This is a genomic window from Microbacterium sp. Be9, from assembly GCF_011754135.1.
Taxonomy (GTDB): domain Bacteria; phylum Actinomycetota; class Actinomycetes; order Actinomycetales; family Microbacteriaceae; genus Microbacterium; species Microbacterium maritypicum_A.
In genome coordinates this window covers 291,944-314,677 of record NZ_WNWT01000006.1, presented here as the reverse complement: position 1 = coordinate 314,677, position 22,734 = coordinate 291,944, and the positions used below count along the sequence as shown (strand labels likewise).

10 protein-coding genes are annotated in these 22,734 nt (G+C 68.0%); 8 read left to right on the top strand and 2 right to left on the bottom strand.

The features are described from left to right. Positions 1-8 precede the first annotated feature (8 nt). The 5 genes from GLO27_RS12345 to GLO27_RS12325 all read left to right on the top strand — a co-directional run bounded on the left by GLO27_RS12345 (position 9) and on the right by GLO27_RS12325 (position 13,999). Positions 9-941, top strand: coding sequence for a DnaJ domain-containing protein (locus tag GLO27_RS12345; protein ID WP_136024708.1), 933 nt, complete (start codon positions 9-11; stop codon positions 939-941). A 702-nt stretch (positions 942-1,643) separates the two neighbouring features. Next, entirely contained in the window at positions 1,644-2,048 is a 405-nt protein-coding gene (locus tag GLO27_RS12340) for a VOC family protein (RefSeq protein WP_167255140.1), read from the top strand. A gap of 89 nt (positions 2,049-2,137) precedes the next feature. Beyond that, on the top strand, positions 2,138-4,684 hold the full coding sequence (locus tag GLO27_RS12335) for a LuxR C-terminal-related transcriptional regulator (protein WP_167255138.1): 2,547 nt from the start codon (positions 2,138-2,140) through the stop codon (positions 4,682-4,684). 692 nt (positions 4,685-5,376) lie between these two features. Further along, positions 5,377-9,747 (top strand): SdrD B-like domain-containing protein, encoded by a 4,371-nt coding sequence (locus GLO27_RS12330; protein WP_167255136.1) that lies wholly within the window; start codon positions 5,377-5,379, stop codon positions 9,745-9,747. A gap of 205 nt (positions 9,748-9,952) precedes the next feature. Beyond that, complete coding sequence (locus tag GLO27_RS12325) at positions 9,953-13,999, top strand: hypothetical protein (RefSeq protein WP_167255134.1); 4,047 nt, start codon at positions 9,953-9,955, stop codon at positions 13,997-13,999. A 175-nt stretch (positions 14,000-14,174) separates the two neighbouring features. Here the strand turns inward: GLO27_RS12325 and GLO27_RS12320 are convergent, their stop codons facing one another. Then, on the bottom strand, positions 14,175-17,681 hold the full coding sequence (locus tag GLO27_RS12320) for a GEVED domain-containing protein (RefSeq protein WP_167255132.1): 3,507 nt from the start codon (positions 17,679-17,681) through the stop codon (positions 14,175-14,177). Between the two features lie 192 nt (positions 17,682-17,873). Here GLO27_RS12320 and GLO27_RS12315 point away from each other — a divergent pair, with 192 nt between their 5' ends. Next, positions 17,874-18,296 carry a Fur family transcriptional regulator gene (locus GLO27_RS12315; protein WP_029260681.1) on the top strand — a complete coding sequence of 141 codons (423 nt, stop codon included), beginning with the start codon at positions 17,874-17,876 and terminating at the stop codon, positions 18,294-18,296. Between the two features lie 66 nt (positions 18,297-18,362). Beyond that, positions 18,363-19,814 carry a catalase gene (locus GLO27_RS12310; protein ID WP_029260682.1) on the top strand — a complete coding sequence of 484 codons (1,452 nt, stop codon included), beginning with the start codon at positions 18,363-18,365 and terminating at the stop codon, positions 19,812-19,814. A gap of 87 nt (positions 19,815-19,901) precedes the next feature. On the opposite strand, the gene GLO27_RS12305 is transcribed toward GLO27_RS12310, so the two are convergent. Beyond that, positions 19,902-20,561 (bottom strand): TetR/AcrR family transcriptional regulator, encoded by a 660-nt coding sequence (locus GLO27_RS12305; protein WP_167255130.1) that lies wholly within the window; start codon positions 20,559-20,561, stop codon positions 19,902-19,904. 126 nt (positions 20,562-20,687) lie between these two features. Here GLO27_RS12305 and GLO27_RS12300 point away from each other — a divergent pair, with 126 nt between their 5' ends. After that, on the top strand, positions 20,688-22,709 hold the full coding sequence (locus tag GLO27_RS12300; RefSeq protein ID WP_292776894.1) for a glycoside hydrolase family 3 N-terminal domain-containing protein: 2,022 nt from the start codon (positions 20,688-20,690) through the stop codon (positions 22,707-22,709). Positions 22,710-22,734 lie beyond the last annotated feature (25 nt).

Sequence of the window (22,734 nt, the reverse complement as noted above, 5' to 3'; positions counted from 1 at the left end):
GGAGAGCGATGTTCGACAGTCCGCTCTCGGCTTCGGCCTACGAGATCCTCGACGTCGACCCCACGGTCGACGACGTCGAGTTGCGCCGCGCCTATCGCCTCCGCCTCCGGCAGACGCACCCCGATACCGGTGGAGATGCGGCGATGTTCATCCAGGTGCAGCGCGCGTGGGAGCTGGTCGGCACCGTCGAGAGCCGCGCCGCCTACGACCGCCGCTCCGGTGTGGCAGGAGCGACGGCCGCCGAGCCCGGGACCGAGTGGAGCGGATGGCGCCCGCCCGCCGCCCGCACCGACACCCGTCCCCGCGCCCGGTCCTACGGGCACCCCGGCGGCTGGCGCCGTGAACGCTACCTCGTGCTCATTCGCGAATGGGCCGGCCGCGGCGTCGAGGTCCCCGATCCGTATGACCCCGCGCTCGTGCGCTCGGCTCCGCGTGACCTGCGGCGGATGCTCGCCGACGCGCTGGCGGAGGAGGCCACGGCCCGCACGGTCTCCGACCTCGGCATGGGCTTCACGGTGTGGCACGACGTCGCGGTGGGAGCGGATGCCGACGACAAACTCGACCATGTGGTGCTCGGCCCGTCCGGACTGTACGGCGTGATGTCTGAAGACTTCGGGGGTGTCGTGGGCTTCCGCCGCGGCGAGATCACCGGCCCGAGTCTGGGCACCCGCGCGCCGGTCACCGCTGCTCTGCGTCGGATGCGCACCGTCGCGAAGGCCGCGCGCGTGCGCTTCGGCGGGGCGATCATCGTGCTGCCCGACGACGACCTCGCCCAAGCCGTCACGCCGCTCGGCACGAGCCGCGGAGTTCCGGTCGTCGTGGTGCGACGCAGCGCTCTCGCGATGGTGCTGCGTCAGGGTGTGCCGCAGGCGCGGGCGATCGGGGGCAACGAGCTCTTCGACGTGCGCACCCGCCTGCAGCAGACCGTCCGCTTCGTCTGAGCTCTCCGGACTGTGCCAGACCATCCGAGCCGGAGTCGCAGGGGTCGACCTCGCCAATCCCCCTGGGAAGCCGACCGCTGCGTCCAGCGGAACAGGACCCGCTGGCGTGGGGGGTCGGTGACACCCATCCACCCGCTCATCGTCCCTCCGGTGTCATGAGAAGACGGGCGGTCGCGCCGTCATGCCGTGCTGGGGCATCCTTTCTGCGTAGTTCTCGCGTCGGCGTACGCGTCGCCTCCTCTCGATCGCCGTAGCCCGGGCACTCGCGACTCTCGATTCCCGAGCAGCGTGACGATGCTCACCCCCCGGGTAGCGGTGCGATCGACCGCCGCTGAGGAACTCGATCGCCCCGGGCGCCGTCACGCGCATCCGAATGCGCCGACTGACCCGAGCGGTTCTGCGTAGGCCGGCGAGACGCTGCACGTACGCGGTCGAGCTTTCCTCTACGGATACAGCCGGAGTCCACGTACCCCTCTCAGTCGCTATGAGGACGTACCCTGCGCCCTGCCACTCTCGATACGACACCTCGCCCTCCCCGTGAGGTGTGGGAGAGGAACACATACCCGCGTCCTCCCCCACGATGCGCTCGCCCTCAACGAGCGCATCGGCTCCCGCGCTCTCCTCCCTTCCGAGCGCGGGAGCCTTCCCCACGGCAGGCCGGGCCGGCATCCGAATCCCCGTCACGAATGATCGGACGCGACAGTGAGCTTCTCCCCCCACCTCACCTACGCAGGCGAATGCCAGCAGGCCATCGACCTCTACGTCGCGGCCTTCAACGCCGACGTCCAGGGCCTGAGCACCTACTCCGAGATGCCTATCGCGATTCCGCCGGGGATGGAAGACCGCATCGCGTACGCCGTGCTGGCCCTCGAGGGCGGATACCTCCAGCTGTCCGACACTCTCAGCCACGACACCGTGAAGCCCTGTTCGCGTATCGCGCTGTTCGTCGAGGGCACTTCCGTGCAAGTGCAGCAGGCCCAGGTTGTGCTCCTCGAAGAAGGCAGTCGCCTCCCGACCGTGAACGCCGGCGGCGGAGCTTTCGCGTGCACGATCCTCGACCGGTTCGGCGTGACGTGGCAACTCATCGATGCCGAGCACACCGAGTGAGGGTCGCTGCATCAAACCCTGTTCCTGACGCACCCCGCGGTCGTACGATGCCCAATAGCGCACGTCGGCGATCGATGGCAAGGGGAAATATGGTGCACAGCCGGGATCAGTTCTTCGCCCAAGCCGTCGGCATCATCGGCAGCGGGGGGAGCATCGACATCGTCGGTGATCGTGGTGCGGGCCGCACGACGCTGTGGGAGCGCTTGCGGAACCACTTCCTGAACGAGAACTGGTTCGTCCTCACCGTCAACGGCGTGCCCGCGTTCAAGTCGTACCCGCTGGTGGCTCTGTCGATCGCCGGAGTCTCGGCGGCGCGCGAGGGGCGCGCGTCGGCGATCGCCGGATCGGTCGATGAGATCGCCGAACGCATGCGCCAGGAGCGCGGAGTGATCTTCATCGATGACTGGAACGACCTCGACGATGCCACCTGGGGCGTCGTCACGGCCGTGCAGCGTCGCCAGGCGATTCCGGTCGTCATCACCAGGATCAGGACCGCCGATGCTCGGCACACCCCTGGCGGACTGTCCGCCGCATCGATGGCGCTGACCTACACGGTGGACCTTCCCGCCTTCCGCTACGACGAGTTGGACGAGGCACTCACCGCGCGCCTGGGTGGCCCGATCGAACCCTCCGCTCTCTCGCGGGTGTACGCGAAGACCGGCGGCAATGTGGGGCTGGCATTCGCGCTCGTCGATACCGCCGTGCGCGAGAACCGCCTCGAAAGCAGGGAAGGCTCGTGGGTGGCGACACGCGATCTGTGGTCCAACGGTCTCGTCACGATGGTCGAGTCGCTGCTCGAACACCTCACGCCCGATCAGCGAGACGCTCTAGAGACACTCTCGCTGCTGGGCATCGTCGAGCTCGCCGCCGTCGAACCCGTCATCTCGGCCCAGCGACTCGAGGAGCTCGAGAAGCAGTCCCTCCTCGAGCTCTACGCGACCGGAGGGAGGTTTCTGGTCAACGTCAAGCCGCCGCTCATCGTCGAGTACTTCCGGCACGTCTCGCATCCCGCCCGGCGACTGCGGCTGACCCGCGCACTGCAGGATGACCTGATGCCCGCGGACACCGACGAAAACGACATCGCCTACGACGCGGCCGGTCAGATGGCGGGCTTCGTGCGATTCGTCCACGAGCAGCGGCGTGCTCGATTGCTCATCTCCCGCGCCGAGTGGAATCGCGCCCCCTCCGTGCGGGCAGCGGTGGACTACATGCGAGCGCTGGTCGCGTCGGCCGCGCACACCGAGGAGATCGACGAGGTGCTGGCGGCGTCCGAGGGACTCCCCGCAGACGAGACCCTGCTCGTCGAGTGGCACGTCCTGCGCGCCGAGCATGTCGCCTTCGCACACCTCGAGGCCGCCCGCGCAGTCGCCCAACTCCGCGACTCCGCCGCCAGTGTGGGCAGCGCGGGTGCGATCCTGCTCGCGCGGGCCGTGGAGATCGAGGATGCTCTGATCGGCAATGGCGACCTGGCCACGCTTCCCTCCATCGAAGCGGGCCTGTCGGGCCTGGAGCGCATCGCGCTGCATCGCGCCCACGCCTCGGTCCTCACCGTGCGCGGCGAGACGGCCGCCTCACGTATGCACATCGATGCGATCCGGAACGAGACGCAGGCACCCCTTGAGCCTCTGGCCGCGATCATCGACGGTTTGAACGACATCTCGGACGGCCACCTCCGACGCGCGGCGGACGACGCGGCACAGGGAATGGACGAGGGGCGCGAGCGATTCGACCCGATCGCGATGCGCGCGCACGGATTCATCGCCCTCTCGGTGGCGGTCCTCGACGGCAGATTCGGCGACGTCGAGCGAGTGCTCGACGTCATGTACGCCATCGGGGAGCCGTTCCATGAGCCGCCGTTCACGCAGCTCGCGTTCGATATCACCTCGGCCGTGCTCGCATCGCGTCGAGGCAACAAGCGCCTCGTGCAGCAGCGTGTGGCCGACTTCGAACGCAATCCGCTGCCCGACGGATCCTGGCTCGGCACCGCTCGCGGATACGCCTATGCGCAGATCGCTGCCGGGGCCGGCGATTACCAGCGTGCCGGCGACGTGCTGCACGATATGGCTGAGCGGCTCTGGGAACGCGGCGCCAGGGTCGCGTCGATCGTGTCGAGCCTGGTGAGCATCGAGCTCGCGCCCACACCGCAAAAGCTCGCAGTCGCGGCCGAGCGCATCACGCAGGTGCCGGCGCAGCTGGCCCGAACGCACTATCTGTTCGCGACGTCGATAGCCTCGGGTGATCCGCAGCAGATGCTCGCGGCAGGCGAGGAGCTCGTGGTGCAGGAACGCACCGGCATGGCGATGGTCGCCTTCCGCACGGCGGCCGAAGCGCTCGCCCACGCCGGCGACCAGGTGGGCGCCGATCATGCGCGCGAGCGCTTCGAAGCGCTGCGTGAAGGACTCGCGGCCGAGCCGTACGATATCGCGCGATTCAAGACCGTCGTCGTCGACCTCACGGCACGCGAGAGGGAGGTGGCGAGCATGGCGGCATCCGGCATGACGAACCAGCAAATCGCGGATGCGCTCACCCTCTCGGTCCGCACGGTCGAGACGCACCTGCATCGACTCATGCGCAAGACCGGCACCGAGCGTCGCAGCCAGCTCCGGGAGTATCTGGAGTTCGAAGCGTCCCGCTGAAGTTCATCGACGACCCCGTCGTGAATCGCTCGTCGGCCCCGGAGTCGACGGCATCATCCTCCTCATCCTTCTCGCCCTCCTCTCCGAGCCCGCCGTCGCACGCTTCGACGCCTCGTCGAACAGCCTGCCCGCGCTCCCGCCGATAGTCGAGCCGTCCGCGGCCCGGTCGATGCTCCCGCACGCCCAACGGCACCCCGGCGATCACTTTGTGATTACGTACGGCGGCCCCCTCGTGTTCGTATTTGCCCCGGCGTAGCACGGCGGAATGCAGCGACCGGCCTAGCGTTTGACCGCTCGAGCATCCGATCGGGTTCGGATCTTCGAGCAGTTCGGGTCGGAGCGGAGTGCGCCCCCCGAGACACGACGCGCTCCGCTCCGCTCGTGCCCCGTTCGTCCCGTGCGGCAGGGCGTGGTCGATGAGGATTCCGACCGGCGACCGTGCCGGGTACCCGGGCTGCGCGCACGGGATCCGGCGTCACCACGTACGCGTGTGTCATCGCGCCCACGCACCCAGGCGACCGCTACGTGCACGGATCCCTTCCCGTACGTAGTCCTCGCCGATCCGCGGGGTAGTGGACTATCCGAAGGTCACTCTGGAATGGACAAACGTCTAGTCGATTCGCCCGAACGGAATGCGAACTGGACCCGAACCCGAACCCGAACCCGAACCCGAACCCGATTGTGATCCTCTGATGTCTCGCACGAAGTCTCCTACGAAGTCGCGCTTCGCCCTCGCCATCACGGCGGCGCTGGCGCTGATCCTCGGTCTCCTGAACCCGGCTGCCGCATTCGCCGGCAACGACGGGATGCTGAGCACGGCCCTCACCGCGAAGAACACGGAGGTGTATGCCGGCAACGCTCTCATCTACGAGGCGCAATTGAGCTGTTCCGACCCGGCGGAGTGCTCCGACGTCACCCTGCACTTCACGAAGCCGAACGCCGTGAAGGCCGGCGCGAAGGGGACCGTCACGAAGCCATACCCGCCCGGAGTCGACTCGGTCACCGAGAACGTCGACGGGTCGATCGACATCGTCTACAACGCCACGGCCGCGGGGCTCGTGTCACAGCTGACCGTCTCCTGGCCTACCGAGAACCTCACCACGCCTCCGGGAGACCAGACGACGACGATGACCGTCAGCCAGCCCGGGCAGTCGGACGTGACGAGAGACGCGACCATCAAGCTCCTCGCCGACAGCAGCCTCGTCCTCAAGAAGCAGGGCGCTCCCACCACTCAACCTGATCAGAACTACACCTACACGATCAACGCCGGAGTGACCTACCCGGACCCCGGCAACAAGAGCCGCGGCGGGCTGAGTTTCACCGACGCCCTTCTCATCGACCCCCTGCCCGCCGAGGCCGTCTACGTCTCCAACTCCGGCGGAGGCGTGTACGACGTGAACACTCACACGGTGACGTGGCCGATCGGCAAGCTACAGAGCGGTAAGGAGGTCACTGTCACGGTTCGCTTTCCGGCACCCGCCGGTGGCGGTGAGGCGACTTACCTGAACACGGCGACCCTGACGGCCACGCAGATCGGCTCGACGGAACCTACGACCGTTGACTCGACCTCGCCGGTGATCGTCCGAGTCGATGCGCCGACCTTTCGCACCGAAGCCTCCAAGATCGGCACGGCGCTCATCGCCGGCGGAGAGCAGCACTTCGAGATCCTCGCCACGAACCGCGGCAACAGCAACGTCGACATCACCGTCACCGACCCCATTCCCGATGGTCTCATCGTCACGTCGGTGGACCGCGGCTACTACCGCGGCAACGTGAAGCCGGGCAGCACGGTCGAATTCCACTATGCGGACGGATCCTCGAGCGCTCCGCTCGACTTCAACGTGCCGAGCGTCCCCGTGCCCGCCGGAAGCCCGCGGGTCACGAGCATCACCGCGACCTTCCTGCAGGTCGACGTTCAGGCCTCGGTCAACCTGTACATCTACTCCATCGGTGACTGGGCGACGATCGGAGACAAGACGTCGATCACGAACTGCGCCACGATCCAGACGATCGGCGCGGACGATATGCAGAAGCAGTGCGCCAAGATCGAGATATCCCCCGTCGACGTGCCGTCCCCCGCCGTGGGCAAGGCCGCAGCTCAGGGACCCGTCGGCCCCGGCGGCGCCATCACGTGGACCTTGGCGATCGGGAACAGCGACAACAACCCCACCCCGCTCATGCCCGTCCTCTACGACAGCATCCCCAACCAGGTGACCTTCGTTCCCGATTCGCTGCGTGCAGCGCCAGGCAACGGTGCCTACTGCCCCGCTGCCGCGGACTTCCAGGAGGAGATCCTCGCTGATTGGAACCAGACGCACGGCACTCCTTTCACCAGCGGAGCACGCACGACGGTCCGGTGGACCTACACCGGCACCAAGGGGCTCGTGGTTCCGAAGTGGCAGCCCGTGTGCAACTACGAGTACGACACGATCGTGAAGCCGGGCACGTCCTCAGGCACGTACAGCGGATCCTCTCTGGACACCACCTACCGCGGCAATCTGGTGCAGATCTTCGACCGCGATGTGCGCATCCCCGCATCGCAATACGGCTGGAACAACGACGTCTTCGACGGCGACGGAGACGGCGACACGACCGAACAGGCTCCGCGCAAGGGCGCCGACTTCGCCATCGCCGACACCGCCGCGGCATGGATCGAGAAGAAGGTCACGGGAGACCAGGACAACGGGCACTGGTTCGACTCCGCCGAGAAGAAGGGCAAGCAGGCCGAGGTCGGCACGTCGACCCCTCGCGGAGCGGTTTCCTACCAGGTGCGCCTCGGGAACCTGGGCAACCGCAACCTGATGAACCTCGTAGCCTATGACTTGCTGCCGCAGCCCGGCAATCACGGCGTGACGAACGGACGCTACGCACAGAACCCTCCGGGCTCCGGCAATGAGTGGACCCCGACGATGACGGGCCCGATCGCGAACCCGAACCCCGGTGCCCTGACGATCACGTACTCGGTCAAGGCCGATCCGTGCCGTCCCGAGATGGACAATTCCGACGCGCACACCGCCTCGTTCTACTGCAACGGCCAGCAGGACTCGTCATGGCAGACCGCCGACCAGGTGACCGACTGGGCGCAGATCCGCTCGGTGCGGTTCGACTTCGGCGACAAGATCTTCGCCGGCGGCGATTTCGTCGACCTCGAGTGGACGATGGCCGCGCCGACCACCCTCGCGGACGGCTCCCCTATCCTCGGCGGCGAACGCACCTGGAACCGCATCGCGCTGGACTCCGTTCAGGCGAACGACGGGTCCCCGATGCTGGCCGCAGAGGCCCCTTGGGTGGTCGACCAGATGGCCACGCCCACGGGTCCCGCGATCTCGATCGAGAAGTGGTCGACCAGCGACGGCTTCCCCGCTGGCGACTTCGACACCGCGCCGGGTAAGGCCGTGAAGACGAAGACCCCGACGACGATCACGATGACCATCACGAACACCGGCGCCGAAGCGCTGCGCGACGTGACGGTCGCCGATGACACGCTCGACGGCCCGGCCCTGACCGGTCTGGATTGCGACTTCTCGAAGCTCGGCGGCTCCGCCACCGGCACGACCTGGGCCGGACCGCTCGCGGTCGGCGCAAGCTTCGAGTGCACCGGCACTGTGCCGGGGCTCGCCTCTGACGCCACCCATGGCGACAATGCCAGTGTCACCGGCACCGGCGTCGTGAGCGGAACCGTCGTCACGGACGAGGACCCGTGGTTCGCCACGGCCGAGACCCTGTACGCGATCGGCGACTACACGTGGATCGACGCGAACAAGAACGGCATCCAGGACGACGGCGAAGCGCCGATCGCCGGGGTCGTCGTGATCCTCTACGGCACCGACGGCACCGAGATCACCCGCACCACGACCGACGCGTCGGGCTACTACCACTTCGACAACCTCGAAGCCGGCGACTACACGCTGCAGTTCGGCGATGTCGACGGGTACACCCGGACCCTTGCGACGCAGGGCGCGGACACGAGGATCGACTCCAACGCCGACCAGACGACCGGCCGCACCGCCGTCGTGCACCTCGACGAGGGAGCGGACAACGTCACCGCGTCGAAGGCCTCCGACGGAGTGAACGCCCCGTACGTCAACCGCAAGATCGACGCCGGCTACGTCTCCATCCCGGTCTACGCGATCGGCGACTACACCTGGATCGACACGAACGGCAACGGCATCCAGGACAAGGGAGAGGTTCCGATCGCCGGCGTGTCGGTGATCCTCTACGGCGCCGACGGCACCACCGAGATCGCGCGCACCACGACCGACGACTACGGCCGCTACCACTTCGACCGCCTGCCGGCCGGGGACTACATCCTCGGATTCGGTGACGTGCCCGGCTACCAGCGGACACCGTCGACGCAGGGTTCCGACCCCACAGTCGACTCCGACGCCGATGTGACCACAGGTCGCACCGTTCCCATCCACCTGGATGAGAACGCCACGAACGTGACCCCGTCCGAGGCATCCGATGGCGTGACTGCGCCGTACATCAACCGCACCATCGACGCCGGCTACATCGCGCTCATTCCCGCGATCGACATCGAGAAGTGGTCGACGGCGGACGGACTCGTCGCGGGTGACTTCGACACCGCACCCGGCAAGACCGTGGACGCCGGAAAGGCGACCCCGATCACCATGACGATCACGAACACCGGCAACGAAGCTCTCACGAGGATTCACGTCACCGACACGACCCTCACCGGTCCGGCGATGACCGATCTGGACTGCGACTTCTCGCCTCTCGGCGGCCCGGCGACGGGCATCACGTGGGACGGACCGTTCGAGATCGGCGCGAGCTTCGAGTGCACCGGCACGGTACCCAGAATGGATGCCGCCACCACGCACGCCGACGAGGCAGCCGTCACCGGCATCGGAGTGAAGTCCGGCACCCCGGTGGAGGACGCCGACCAGTGGCACGCGAAGACCCCAGAGGCGTCGCCACCTGTCCCCTTCGACGGGCCGACCGCGCTCGCCATCACCGGTGGCGTCGTCGGAGGCGCGGGACTCGCTGCGGCTCTGCTGCTGCTCGGTCTGGTCCTGTTGCGTCGTCGTCGCGCCCAGGTCTGACCCACGCAACCGGCGCATGGGCCCCGTGTCACACACGGTAGGCCCATGCGCCGCTGTCTCTTCGGCTCAGGAAGCCGAGTCTCGTCCGGTTTCTTCCCTGATGAGACCCTTGTTCACAATCCACGATGGTGGCACACTGAGCGCGTCGGAGGCGAGAGCGCGCGGTCGCCGCGATAACTCATTCACCGAGGGAGCAGGGCCACGCATGTTCTCAGCAACCGTTGCACGACGATGGCTCGCGGCCGCTCTCGGTCTCGTCATCGCCCTGGGTGCCGCGCTGGTCGTCTCCCCCGCCGTAGCCGCTCCGACGCCACAGACCTGTGCGTACGCGGCAGCCGGCCAGGGACAGTTCGCACGTACCCTCTGCTGGATCGACATGAGCGACTACTCGGACGCCGCTGCCGGCACCCCGAGCGGCCAGGAGATGGTCGTCGAGCTCCCGGGGGGATACACGCTGAGCTACACGGTCCAGCGCTCCGGTCGTCAGATGAGCTCATCGCCACTTCCGCTCATCCCCAGCGCCTTCATCGGGAATGGTGGCCACTACGGCGGCGTCGCAGGACGCCCCGGCCTTTACCAGGTGAATCGCGCTGTCGATCCGTCGACGAGCACGACGGTGCGGATGACCGGAATCTCGATGCGCGACGTCAACGGAGATCCTGTGCACGCCTTCTCGATCGTCGGGGTCGATGTCGAGCAGACGACGACCGGCGAGACGGACACCTGGACGTCGAACGTCCCGATGACGCAGATCATCCCGATCGGCAACGCCTGCCCCGGTGCCTTCATCGGCGTCGGCACCACGACCGTCGTGTGCTCGGCGAACAACGCGCTCACCCGCACCGGAACAGCCATGCTCGCGGCCCAGGACCCGCAGAGCATGACCCAGGTGATGCAGAACGCGACCCAGGGTGTGCAGGGAATCGCATTCGCCGTCCTGCTCCCCAAAGTACGGCTGAACAAGGTTGTCGACGGGCGCATCGACCCGAATGACGAGTTCGCGCTCTCCGTACAGTCTTCCGGTGGCACCACCCTGTCCACCGGGACCACAGGGCCCGGCGCGACAGGAACGACCGGCGAAGTGCCCACGATCGGCACCACCGCCGGCGCTCCCTTCACGCTCGCCGAATCATCGTCGCCCGGAAGCCTCTCCGGCTACGTCACCAGCTGGGCCTGCACCAGGAACGGTCAACCTGATGCGAGTCTGCCCTCGGGGCAGATCGGCTCTTCCGCCGTCGTTTCTCCTGCCATCGGCGACTTGATCGACTGCACGGTCACCAACACCGCCCGTGTCGTCGCGCTCACCCTGCAGAAGTATGCGGGGACACCCGTTGATGCGAACGGCAACGGGATCACGGACCCCGGCGATTCGATTCCCTACACCTTCCGCCTAGACAACACGGGAGAACTCCCCCTCGAGGGGATCATCGTGACGGACCCGCTCGTCGGCCAGGTCGACTGCCCGTCGACGACGCTCGCTCCTGGAGCATCGATGACCTGCACGAGCGCCGACGATCATGTGGTCACTGAGGCGGATGCCGATCGCGGCGCCGTGCTGAACGATGCCGTGGCCAGGGGGACACCGTCCGGATCGAGCGCGACGATCACCTCGAACACGTCGGCCACGAACACCCCGGTCACCGTCCCGGCCCCCGCACTCGAACTGGTGAAGAGAGCGTCGACGCAGTCCGTCACCCGCGCGGGGGACGGGTTCACCTACGCCTTCGACGTGACGAACTCCGGGAACGTGACGATCAGCGGAATCGCCATCACGGAGCAGCTGTTCACCGGAACCGGTCCCGCGCCCACCCTCTCCTGCCCGGCAACCCAGCTCGCCCCCTCAGCCGCGATGACCTGCACCACCACTCAGTACGATGCGACTCAGTCCGACATCGACGCGGGCATCATCTCGAACACAGCGATCGCGACAGGGACAGCCGGTGCACCGGTGTCATCCGATCCGTCAAGTGTGGACATCGTGGCGGACCAGGTCGCCGCGCTCGAGCTCGCGAAGTCCGCGACACCCAACGACGTCGCATCGTTCGTCGTCGGCCAGTCGATCGACTACTCCTTCGTCGTCACCAACGCGGGGAACCTCACCATCCGGGACATCGCCGTGGATGAGCAGGTGTTCACCGGGAGCGGTCCGATCGGACCGATCGACTGCGGTCCGGAAGCTGCAGCCCTCGAGCCGGGGCATCAGCTCGCCTGCCATACCTCGTACGTGCTGACCCAAGAGGATGTGGATGCCGGAATCCTCAAGAACTCCGCGACAGCGCACGGCAGCCTGCCCGACAACGATCAGATGGTCTCCCCGGAGTCGTTCGTCGACCTTCCGGCCGATCAGGCCCCCGCACTCACCCTGGCGAAGGTCGCTGACCCGACGACGGCGACTGCTGCCGGGCAGACCATCGCCTACAGCTTCCTCGTCACGAACACAGGCAACGTGACCCTCACGGCAGCTTCGATAACCGAGACGGCCTTCAGCGGCACCGGTGCACCTCCGGTCATCACCTGCCCCGCGGAGGCGACCGTCCTCCTTCCCGGTGCAGCGGTGACGTGCACAGGGAGCTACGTCACGACGCTTGCGGACGTCACGGCGGCCACCATCGGCAACACCGCGATCGCCACAGCTACGGCGCCAGGCGGGGGGACGGTGGATTCCCCTCCGTCATCGGCCACCGTCACTGTCGAGCCGATCCGCTCGCTCTCGCTGCAGAAATCCGCATCGCCCGGGCAGATCGATGCACCCACCGACGTGGTGCAATACTCCTTCGTGGTCTCGAACACCGGCACGGTGCCCCTGAGCGACATCCGCATCACCGAGACGGACTTCACCGGTTCCGGAGCCACTCCTGTGGTCACCTGCCCGACCGGTGCCGCGCTGCTCGCGCCAGATGACTCCGTCACCTGCACCGCGACGTACACCCCGACGCAGGCAGACCTGGATGCCGGGTCATTCCTGAACACCGCGACCGCCTCGGGTACGGCCCCCGCGGGCGGTGGCGTCGTCACATCCGACCCGTCGACCGCTCCTGTCACCGTGACCGCGATCCCCAACCTCACGGTCGTGAAGACCTCTCCCGTCTCTTCGGTATCGAGCGTGGGAGACCTCATCGAGTACACGTTCACCGTGACGAACACCGGCAACGTGACGCTCGACGGCATCCGGATCCGCGAGGGTGTGTTCACGGGCGTCGGCGCTCCGAGCGCTCCGACATGCCCGAACACGCCGCTCGCACCAGGGGAGGACATGGTGTGCACAGCGACCGTGGCCGTCGGCCAGCGCGACCTCGACAACGGGAGCGTCAGCAACACCGCAGCCGCCGAAGGCACTCCCCCCGCGGACGGTGACCCGACGATCTCACCACCATCGACCGTGATCATCCCCGCCGTGAGCTCGCCCGCCCTGACCTTGGTGAAGGCGGTGGAGCCCACGACTGCTGTCGGTCCCGGCGCGACCCAGCACTACACATTCACCATCACCAACACCGGCAACGTCACGCTGAGCGACGTCGCCGTGCTCGAGGGGGCGTTCACCGGAACGAACGCCCCGCCGATAGCCGTGTGCCCGGCAGCGGCAGCGAGCCTCCCACCCGCGGGGACCGTCGTCTGCACCGCGACCTACACCGTGTCCCAGACTGACGCCGATCGCGGGACCGTCACGAACACCGCGACCGCGAGCGGTTCCGCCCCAGCGGCGGAGGGCCCGACCGAAAGCCCCGAGTCCGAGGCCGTGTTCTCCGTCACGGTCGCGCCGCCGCCGTCCGGAGCAGCGCTCACGCTGACCAAGTCCGTCGACCCGGCCGCGCTCGACACATTCACCCCGGGCACCACGCTGCACTACCGCTACGTGATCGTGAATTCGGGACCGGTCGCCGTCTCTTCGATCGGTGTCCAAGAGCTCGAGTTCACCGGCGCCGGAACCACACCGACCGTGTCGTGCCCGACCACGCCTGCCACGCTCGACCCCGGCGCGCGTGTCGAATGCTCCGCCTCGTACGTGCTGACTGCGGCGGACGCGAACGCGACGAACATCACGAACACCGCCGTGGCGACAGGGCAGGACGGAAACGGGGATCGGGTCGTCTCGACGCCGTCTACCGCAGAGGTGACGTTGCGCTCCGCGCTGCCCGCGACCGGAGCCGATCCCACCGCGTACGTGGTGATCGGCGCGGCTCTCGCGGCCCTCGGCGCTCTCACCCTGCTGATCGCGGCGGCTGGACGTCGTCGACGCCAGCCTATGAGCTGATCCGGAACCCGTTCCCTCGCTCCCGGTTCGCGTTCGAGGCCGTACACGTCACACATACGTCGCAGGAAACGTCGACGCTCCGGCCGACGCGCATCGTCGATACGCCGGTCGGCCTGCGAGGTCCGCAGCTGAGCCCCGCCGATCGGCCAGATCGACGGGGCTCTCCGCGGTGCACCTACTCTTGTGGCTGCATCCGACGCCGCCTCAGCAGGGAGGCCCCGAGGAACAGCATCAGCCCGCCGACAAGGAGCGCCGCGGACAGCGTGCCTCCCGTCACCGCCAGTGTGGGCGGCGGCGGCGGGAACACTCGCGTGGTCGTCTCAGACGGAGGCGGAACGATCGTCCCTCCCCCGGGCGGGACGCCTGTGGCGGTGGCCACGTTCCGCACCTGACCCCTCTCGACGTCGGCGGCGGTGACGGTGTGCGGCGGCACCGTGCAGGTCATCTGCACCCCGGAGCCCAGACTCGTCGACGGACACGTGACCGGCCCCGCGGTGGGGTCGGTCACGACGATGTCGTCGATGGTCTGTGCACCGGTATTGGTCACGAGGATCGTCCACTCGATGCGGTCACCGGGATCGATGACGCCGTTGCCGTTCACATCGACCGGATTCGCGCGCTTCTCGAGGGTCAGCGCGTTGGGCCCGTCGAAGGGGACCTCGACCGTCGACGGCGGCGAGACCGGAGGCTGCCCCGAGGGCGGAGTTCCGGTCGCGACGGCCGTGTTCGCGAGCAGGCCCGAGTCCACGTCGGCCTGCGTCGTCTGGTACTGCGCGGTGCAGGTGATGATCTGGCCCGGCAACATGCTCGCGGCACCCACAGGGCATTCGATGGCGGACAGCGATCCCGACCCGGAGAAGGCGGTCTCATCGACCGTCACGTCTTCGAGCGTGACGTTTCCGGTGTTCATGACCACGAAGGAGTATGCGATGGTCTGCCCCACCGCCGTCATGGTCGCCGGCGTGGCCGACTTCACGATGCTGATGCCCGGGGCGGGATCGATGGGAACCTCGGTCTCCGAGGGCGGCGAGACCGGCGGGACGAGCGTCCCCGGGGGCGTTCCGGTCGCGGTGGCGCTGTTCGTCACCCGGCCCGCGTTCACATCGGCTTGGGTCAGCACATACGTGGCGGTGCAGACGATCTGCACGCTCGGGGCGAGCGACGCCGCGCCGGCCGGGCACACGACGGGCGACAGTGTGCCGGTCCCGGAGAAGCTCTCCTCATTCACCGTCACGTTCGCGAGGGTGACGTTGCCGGTGTTCGTGACCACGAAGGAATAGGTGATCTCCTGGCCCACCTGGTAGGCGTCCGGCGTGTTCGGGCTCGCCGATTTCACGACCGTGATCCCGGGCACCGGGTCCGGCGGGACGACGACGGTCGACGGGGGCGACACCGGAGGCTCTCCGGTCGGCGGCGTGCCCGTACCGGTCGCGGTGTTCGTGACACCCCCGGCATCGATGTCGGCCTGGGTCACGACATACGAAGCCGTGCAGGTGACGGTCGCGCCCGCGGCGAGCGATGCCGCGCCCGCGGGGCACGTGACCACGGGGGGTGTCCCCGTTCCGGTGAATGCCGTCTCCGTCACCGTCACACCCGTGAGTGTGACGTTTCCGGTGTTCGTCACCAGGAACGAGTAGTTGATCGTCTCGCCCGCTGCCGTGATCCGCGTGCGGTCGGCGGTCTTGGACACGGTCAGCGCCGGCGCCGAGACGACGGGGATCTCGACCGTGGACGGCGCCGACACGGGCGGAGTGCCCGAGGGCGGGGTTCCCGTCGCGGTGGCGGTGTTGTCGAGGGAATCGGCGGTGTAGTCCGCAGCGGTCGTCGTGTACGACGCGGTGCACGTGATCTGTGCACCCGGGATCATCGACCCGGCACCTGCGGGGCACGTGATCGCCGGAGAGGCACCGGTTCCGGAGAACGCCGTCTCATCGACCGTGACGTTCGTGAGGGTCACGTTGCCGGTGTTGGTGACCACGAAGGAGTAGCCGACCGCCTGACCCGCTGCCGTGATCTCGGAGGTGTCGGCGCTCTTCACGAGGGTGATCGCGGATGTCGCCGTCGACGGCACGTTGACGGTGGAGGGCGGGGAGACGGGAGGCACGAGGATGCCCGGCGGGACACCCGTCGCGGTGGCCGTGTTGGTGAGGGTCCCGCTGTCGATGTCGGCCTGGGTGAGGGTGTAGCTCGCGGTGCAGGTCGCCTGCGCCCCGGGAGCCAGCGGTGTCGTCGGACACACCGGGGTGGTCATGCTCCCCGAGCCGGTGAAGGCGGTCTCGTCGACGCTGATGTCGGCGAGGGGCACGTCACCGGTGTTGGTGACCACGAAGGAGTAGTCGATGACCTGTCCGACCGTGAAGTCATCGGGCCCCGACGGCGATGCGGACTTGAACAGCGAGATCCCCGGGTTCGCCGCGGCGATGGTGAGGGCATAGTCCTCCACCTCGCCCACCCCTCCCGCGCCCGTGGGCATGGAGGTGGTCAGGGCGGTGCCGCTGGAGATCCGGAACCGCGCGAAGGTCGGTCCCGCGACGGTCTGTGCGATGATTCCCGGCCAGGTGAGCGTGACCGAGGATCCGTCGGGCGTTCCCGCCGGGACCACCGCGGATGCCCCCTCGTTCGCGTCGAAGACGCCGTTGCGGTTGAAGTCGACCCAGCCGACCAGTGTCGCCGGCTGACCCGGCACCTTGTTCGACGCCAGCACCGACACCGAGTAGCTGCTGGTGATCCCTGCGGTGATCGGCCCGAACGTCGCGACGCCGTTCTCGTCGTCGATGAACTGGTTCGGCGCGGTGCCGCCGACCTGATTGTCTCCGGTCGCGTTCGCGCTGTACTGCATCGCCGCCTCGGTGTCGGCTGACCACCCGAGGTAGGTGGCGGCATTCAGCTCGTGGGACACGGCCCCGTAGCCGGCCGGGGCATCGCCGTAGTCGTCGGGGATGGTGGCGCAGGAGGGCGTGAAGCCGTCGATGCCCTCGCCGCCTCCCTGCGCACGGTAGCCGCGCACGAGGATGTCGCTGGTCCCGGTGGTGGCCGCAGGCCCGCAACGTGGCGTCGGGGTATCCAAGCCGCCGGTCGTGTTGAAGTTCTCACCGATGGTGAGGACGGTGGGCGTGGCGGCGAGATCGATCCGCAGCTCGCCCGCCGCGCTGAAGGTCATCGGCCGGCAGGTGATCTGCACCGATGAGGGCCAGCGGTTCGTGCCGTCGCCGACGAAGGTGGTCCCGGTGATGCGGTGCACGAAGGTGTTGGCGGGGCACACGCCGGTCTGCACGTTGCCACGGCTCTCGTTGTAGACGGGACCGGTGATCCACGCGGGGTTCACGGTTCCCGTGACGGTCCCGGCGTTGCTCACGGTGATCGTGGAGCACTGGATGCTGAAACGCACGAGGATCGAGTTGGCGTTGGACGGAGAGTCGGCCGTGCGGTTCTCCGTCTGCACGCCGGTGAGCACCGAGTTCGACGGACACTCCGTCGGCGCGACGAGGTCTTTGTCGGATCCGACCGTGGCCGCTTCCGTGGAGGGTCCGAGATACAGCTGGGCGGCATCGCCCGGAGCCGCCGTGGCGGGCGACGCGGGCACGATCAGCGCGGTGAGCACGAGCGTCAGCAGTGCGGCGACGGCCCAGGGCTTGCGACGGTCACGGCTCGTACGACCATGATGAGTGGCTGGATTCCGCATGGGGTCGCCCTCCGTTTTCTCAGCGTCACCGGAAGCTGAGACTTTGCTCACAGTAGCCGACGAATCCCCTGGGTCCAACCCCTTTTTTTATGCTGCGACCTCGGTGAAATCACCTCGACCCACCTCGATCCCTCCGCGGCATGCCGGAATACTTTCTTTTGAGTTATTCAAATGAAGAGGTATGCTCGATGGATGGAGACAGAACTCGACTCGGCGCTTCGCGTTGCCGGGTTGCGCGCGACCGCGGGCCGCGTCGCCGTTCTCGAGGCTCTCGACTCCATGGCCCATTCAGACGCGGAGCGGCTCTACCGTGCCGTGTCTGAGGTGCTGCCGACCACGTCGATCCAGTCGGTGCACAACATCCTCGCGGACCTGACGACGGCGGGCCTCATCCGCCGGATCGAACCGGCAGGCTCCGCGGCGCTCTACGAGCGGCGCATCAACGACAACCACCACCACGTCGTCTGCACCTCCTGCGGTGCCATCGGCGATGTGGACTGCGTCGTCGGCGAAGCGCCGTGTCTCACCCCGTCCTCGACGGGGGGATTCACCGTCCAGACAGCCGAAGTCACCTTCTGGGGCCTCTGCCCCAGTTGCCAGAACGCCGCGCAATAGCAGTCCGCCGATCGCCCGTCCCCGGATGGGGGTAATCGTTGCGCCTGCGCGGAGAAGGAGAACACCATGACGAAACCTGCCACCACCACGCAGGCCGGAGCCCCGATCGCGAGCGACACGCATTCGCTCACGGTCGGCGCCGACGGCCCCACCGTCCTGCACGATCACTACCTGGTCGAGAAGATCGCGGCCTTCAACCGCGAGCGGGTGCCGGAGCGCAACCCGCACGCGAAGGGCGGCGGCGCGTTCGGCGAGTTCGTCGTCACCGAAGACGTGTCGGCCTATACGCGCGCGGCCGTCTTCCAGCCGGGTGCGGCCAGCGAGACCCTCATCCGCTTCTCCTCCGTCGCCGGGGAGCAGGGCTCGCCCGACACCTGGCGTGACGTGCGCGGGTTCTCGCTCCGCATGTACTCCGACGAGGGCAACCTCGACATCGTCGGCAACAACACCCCGACGTTCTTCCTGCGCGACGCGATCAAGTTCCCGGACTTCATCCACTCGCAGAAGCGCCTCGGCGACTCGGGTCTGCGCGATCCCGACATGCAGTGGGACTTCTGGACGCTGTCGCCGGAGAGCGCCCACCAGGTCACGTATCTGATGGGAGACCGCGGCCTGCCCCTCAGCTGGCGGCACATGAACGGCTACGGCTCGCACACCTACTCGTGGGTCAACGCCGCAGGCGAGGTCTTCTGGGTGAAGTACCACTTCATCTCGCAGCAGGGCGTCGAGGCGATGAGCAACGAAGAGGCCGAGCAGCTCGCCGGGTCGGACGCCGACCACTACCGGCGCGACCTCTTCCGGTCGATCGCCGACGGTGAGTTCCCGAAGTGGGACCTGTACGTGCAGATCATGCCCTACGACGAGGCCAAGGCGTACCGGTTCAACCCGTTCGACCTCACCAAGACCATCTCGAAGAAGGACTACCCGCGCATCAAGGTCGGCACGCTGACCCTGAACCGCAACCCGGAGAACTTCTTCGCACAGATCGAGCAGGCCGCCTTCTCGCCGGGGAACCAGGTGCCGGGCACCGGCATCTCCCCGGACAAGATGCTGATGGGGCGCATCTTCGCCTACCCGGACGCGCAGCGCCACCGCATCGGCCCGAACTACAACCAGCTGCCGGTGAACCAGCCGCACGCGAGCGAGGCGCGCAACTACCAGCACGAGGGCTCGATGCGCTACCAGTTCAACGACGCCGCGCACCGCACCTACCAGCCGAACTCCTATGGAGCAGCAGGAGGCCCGGAGGCCGACCCGTCGAAGGGCATCGAGGTGAACTGGGAGGCCGACGGCGAGATCCAGCGCTCCGCCGCGACCCTGCACCCCGAGGACGACGACTTCGGGCAGCCCGGCACGCTCTACCGCGAGGTGTTCGACGCCGAGCAGCGGGCACGTTTCCTGGAGACGCTCACCGGCCAGGGGCGTTCGATCACCGTCGACGCCATCCGCGAGCGCTTCTTCCAGTACTGGACGAACGTCGACGCCGCACTCGGCGCCGCGCTGCGCGACCGCGTCTGATCCTCGCGATCACCGGAACGGAAACGGCCTCCCGGAGACTTCGGTCTCCGGGAGGCCGTTTCGTCGTCCCCGGCACTGCCGGGCGCGTCAGGCGCCGAGCGGCTCCGGTTCGGGGACGATCGCCTCGAACGCCACCTCGCCCGCCGGGGTCATCCACGCCCGCAGCATCGCGCGGATGGCGCCGGCCATGTCGATCGACCGGTCGAACAGCCACTGGGTCTGCAGACCGTCCATGGTCGCGGTCAGGCGCAAAGCCGCGTCGTGCGGATCGATGTCGGGTCGCAGCTGACCGGACGCGATGGCGAGCGCGATCGCCTGTCCGGTGCTCGAACGGATCCTCTCGTAGCGGCGCCGGAAGTACTCGTGCGCCGGGTGATCGGCAGCCGACGCCTCGGACGACAACCGCACGAAGAGCTCGATCAGACCCGGCACGAGACGGTTGTGGTCGGCGAGATCGACCATTCCGCGCAGCACGCCCATACCGCCGTAGCCGCGGGCGTAGGGACGGAAGCGGTCGCGATCCTCGATGTCGCGGGCTTCGAGCACGGCTTCGAGCAGGGCTTCCTTGTCGGCGAAGTGGTGCAGCAGTCCCGCGCGCGAGATGCCGCACACCGCGGCGATCTCGAGGATCGTCGCCGAGAGGAAGCCGCGTTCGGCGAAGTGGTCCGAGGCCACGCGGATGATCTCCTCGCGGCGCGCTCGGCCGTTCGCGTATCCGCGCCCTCGCAGCGTCGTCGCATCAGCCATGGGGGAAACCGTAGCACCGCTCTTGACAAAACCGACACAAGTGTAGATATTTAACCGAACCACCCGCCGCACCCGCACCGCCCGCCGTACCCGAAAGACCCGCCGTACCCGAACGAAGGAGTTCCCGTGAGCGCGATCGCGCACCCGTACCAGGACCGCACCCTGACCGTGGATCAGCGTGTCGAGGACCTGCTCACCCGAATGACGCTCGAGGACAAGGCGGGGCAGATGTTCCAGCCGATGGCGACCCTCGGCGACGACCTCGACGCCCCCGGCCTGTTCGGGTCCCCGTCGATGCGCACCATCATCGACCGTGGCATCACGCACGTGAACATCCTGCAGGCCCCGTCGGCGCGGGAGATCGCCGCATGGCACAACGCCCTGCAGGAGGAGGCCCGGCGACGCGGCCTCGGCATCCCGTTCTCTCTGTCGAGCGACCCGCGTCATTCGTTCTCGAACAACCCGGCCGCCGCGCTCATCGCCGGCCCCTTCTCGCAGTGGCCGGAGTTCCTCGGTTTCGGCGCCATCGACGACCCCGAGCTCACCCGCCGCTTCGCCGAGGTCGTGCGTCGCGAGTACCTGGCCGTCGGCATCCGCACCGCCCTGCACCCGCAGATCGACCTCGCCACCGAGCCGCGCTGGGCGCGGGCTTCCGGCACGTTCGGCCAGAGCGCGGAGGTGACCGGGCGTCTCGGCGTCGCCTACACGCTCGGGTTGCAGGGCGACGAGCTCGGAGCCGAATCGGTCTCGGCCATGGCCAAGCACTTCCCCGGGGGCGGCCCCCAGCTCGACGGCGAGGATCCGCACTTCTCATACGGCCGCGAGCAGGTGTACCCGGGCGGACGATTCGACCTGCACCTGCAACCGTTCCGCGACCTGCTGGCCGCCGGCGTCTCGCAGATCATGCCCTACTACGGCATGCCGATCGGCACCGAGTACGAAGAGGTCGGCTTCGGCTTCAACAAGCAGATCATCCAAGGCCTGCTGCGTGACGAGCTGGGCTTCGACGGGATCGTGTGCACCGACTGGGGCATCCTGTCCCGCACCTTCTGGGGTGTGGAGTCGCTCACCTACGACGAGCGGATGATGAAGTCGCTCGATGCCGGTGTGGACCAATTCGGCGGTGAGTTCAACCCGAAGGCTCTGATCGGGCTCGTGCGGGCGGGCTCGGTGCCCGAGTCCCGGCTCGACACCTCGGTGCGCCGGCTGCTGCGTGAGAAGTTCCGTCTCGGGCTGTTCGACGACGCACGGTTCGTCGATGTCGAAGCTGCGGATGCGATCGTCGGTCGGGAAGACGCCCGCGCCGCCGGACTCGAGGCCCAGGCACGTTCACTCACGTTGCTCACGAACGGCGGCGGGGCGGCGCATCTGCCGCTGCAGGGGCGCCCGACCGTCTACGTCGAAGGCCTCGACCCCGTCGAGCTCGCCGGCTGGGCCGATGTGGTCACCGACCCCGACCGCGCTGACGTCGCGATCGTGCGCACCGACGCCCCGTGGGAGCCGCGCGGCAACGGGGCCGACATCGAATCGTTCTTCCGCGCCGGATCCCTCGAGTTCCACGACGACGAACTCGCGCACCTGCGCGATCTGGCCGCCCGCGTGCCGCTCGTGCTCGACGTCTACCTCGATCGTCCGGCGATCCTCGCCCCGCTTCTCGACGTCGCCTCGACGATCATCGCGAACTACGGCGCATCCGACACCGCGCTCGTGAATGTGCTGTTCGGCGCGGTGGAGCCCCAGGGGTCGCTGCCCTTCGAGGTGCCGTCGTCGATGGAAGCCGTGGCGGCGAGCCGCCCCGACGTGCCGTCGGACACGGTCGACCCGTCGTTCGCGTTCGGCCACGGCCTCCGGTACCTCGACTGGTCGCCTGCCGCACGACCCGACCCCGCGTCCACGACGATCGAGATGGCGGATGTCGCCGCACCCGGCGGACGCTTCGACCTCACCAGCGCGACCGTCGCCCAGGTGCTCGCCGACGCCGAGGCGCTCGCGATCATCACCGAGCTCGTCCCGGAACTGCCGGGCAACCCCATGCTCGCCGCGGCGCAGAACATGCCGCTCGACACCGTCCTCGGCTTCGCCGGCGCCACCCTGCCGGCCGAGACGATCGACACGCTGCGCTCCCGCCTGGTGGCGCTCCCCGCCTGACCCCCGTTCTGCCCGACCCGAGAGG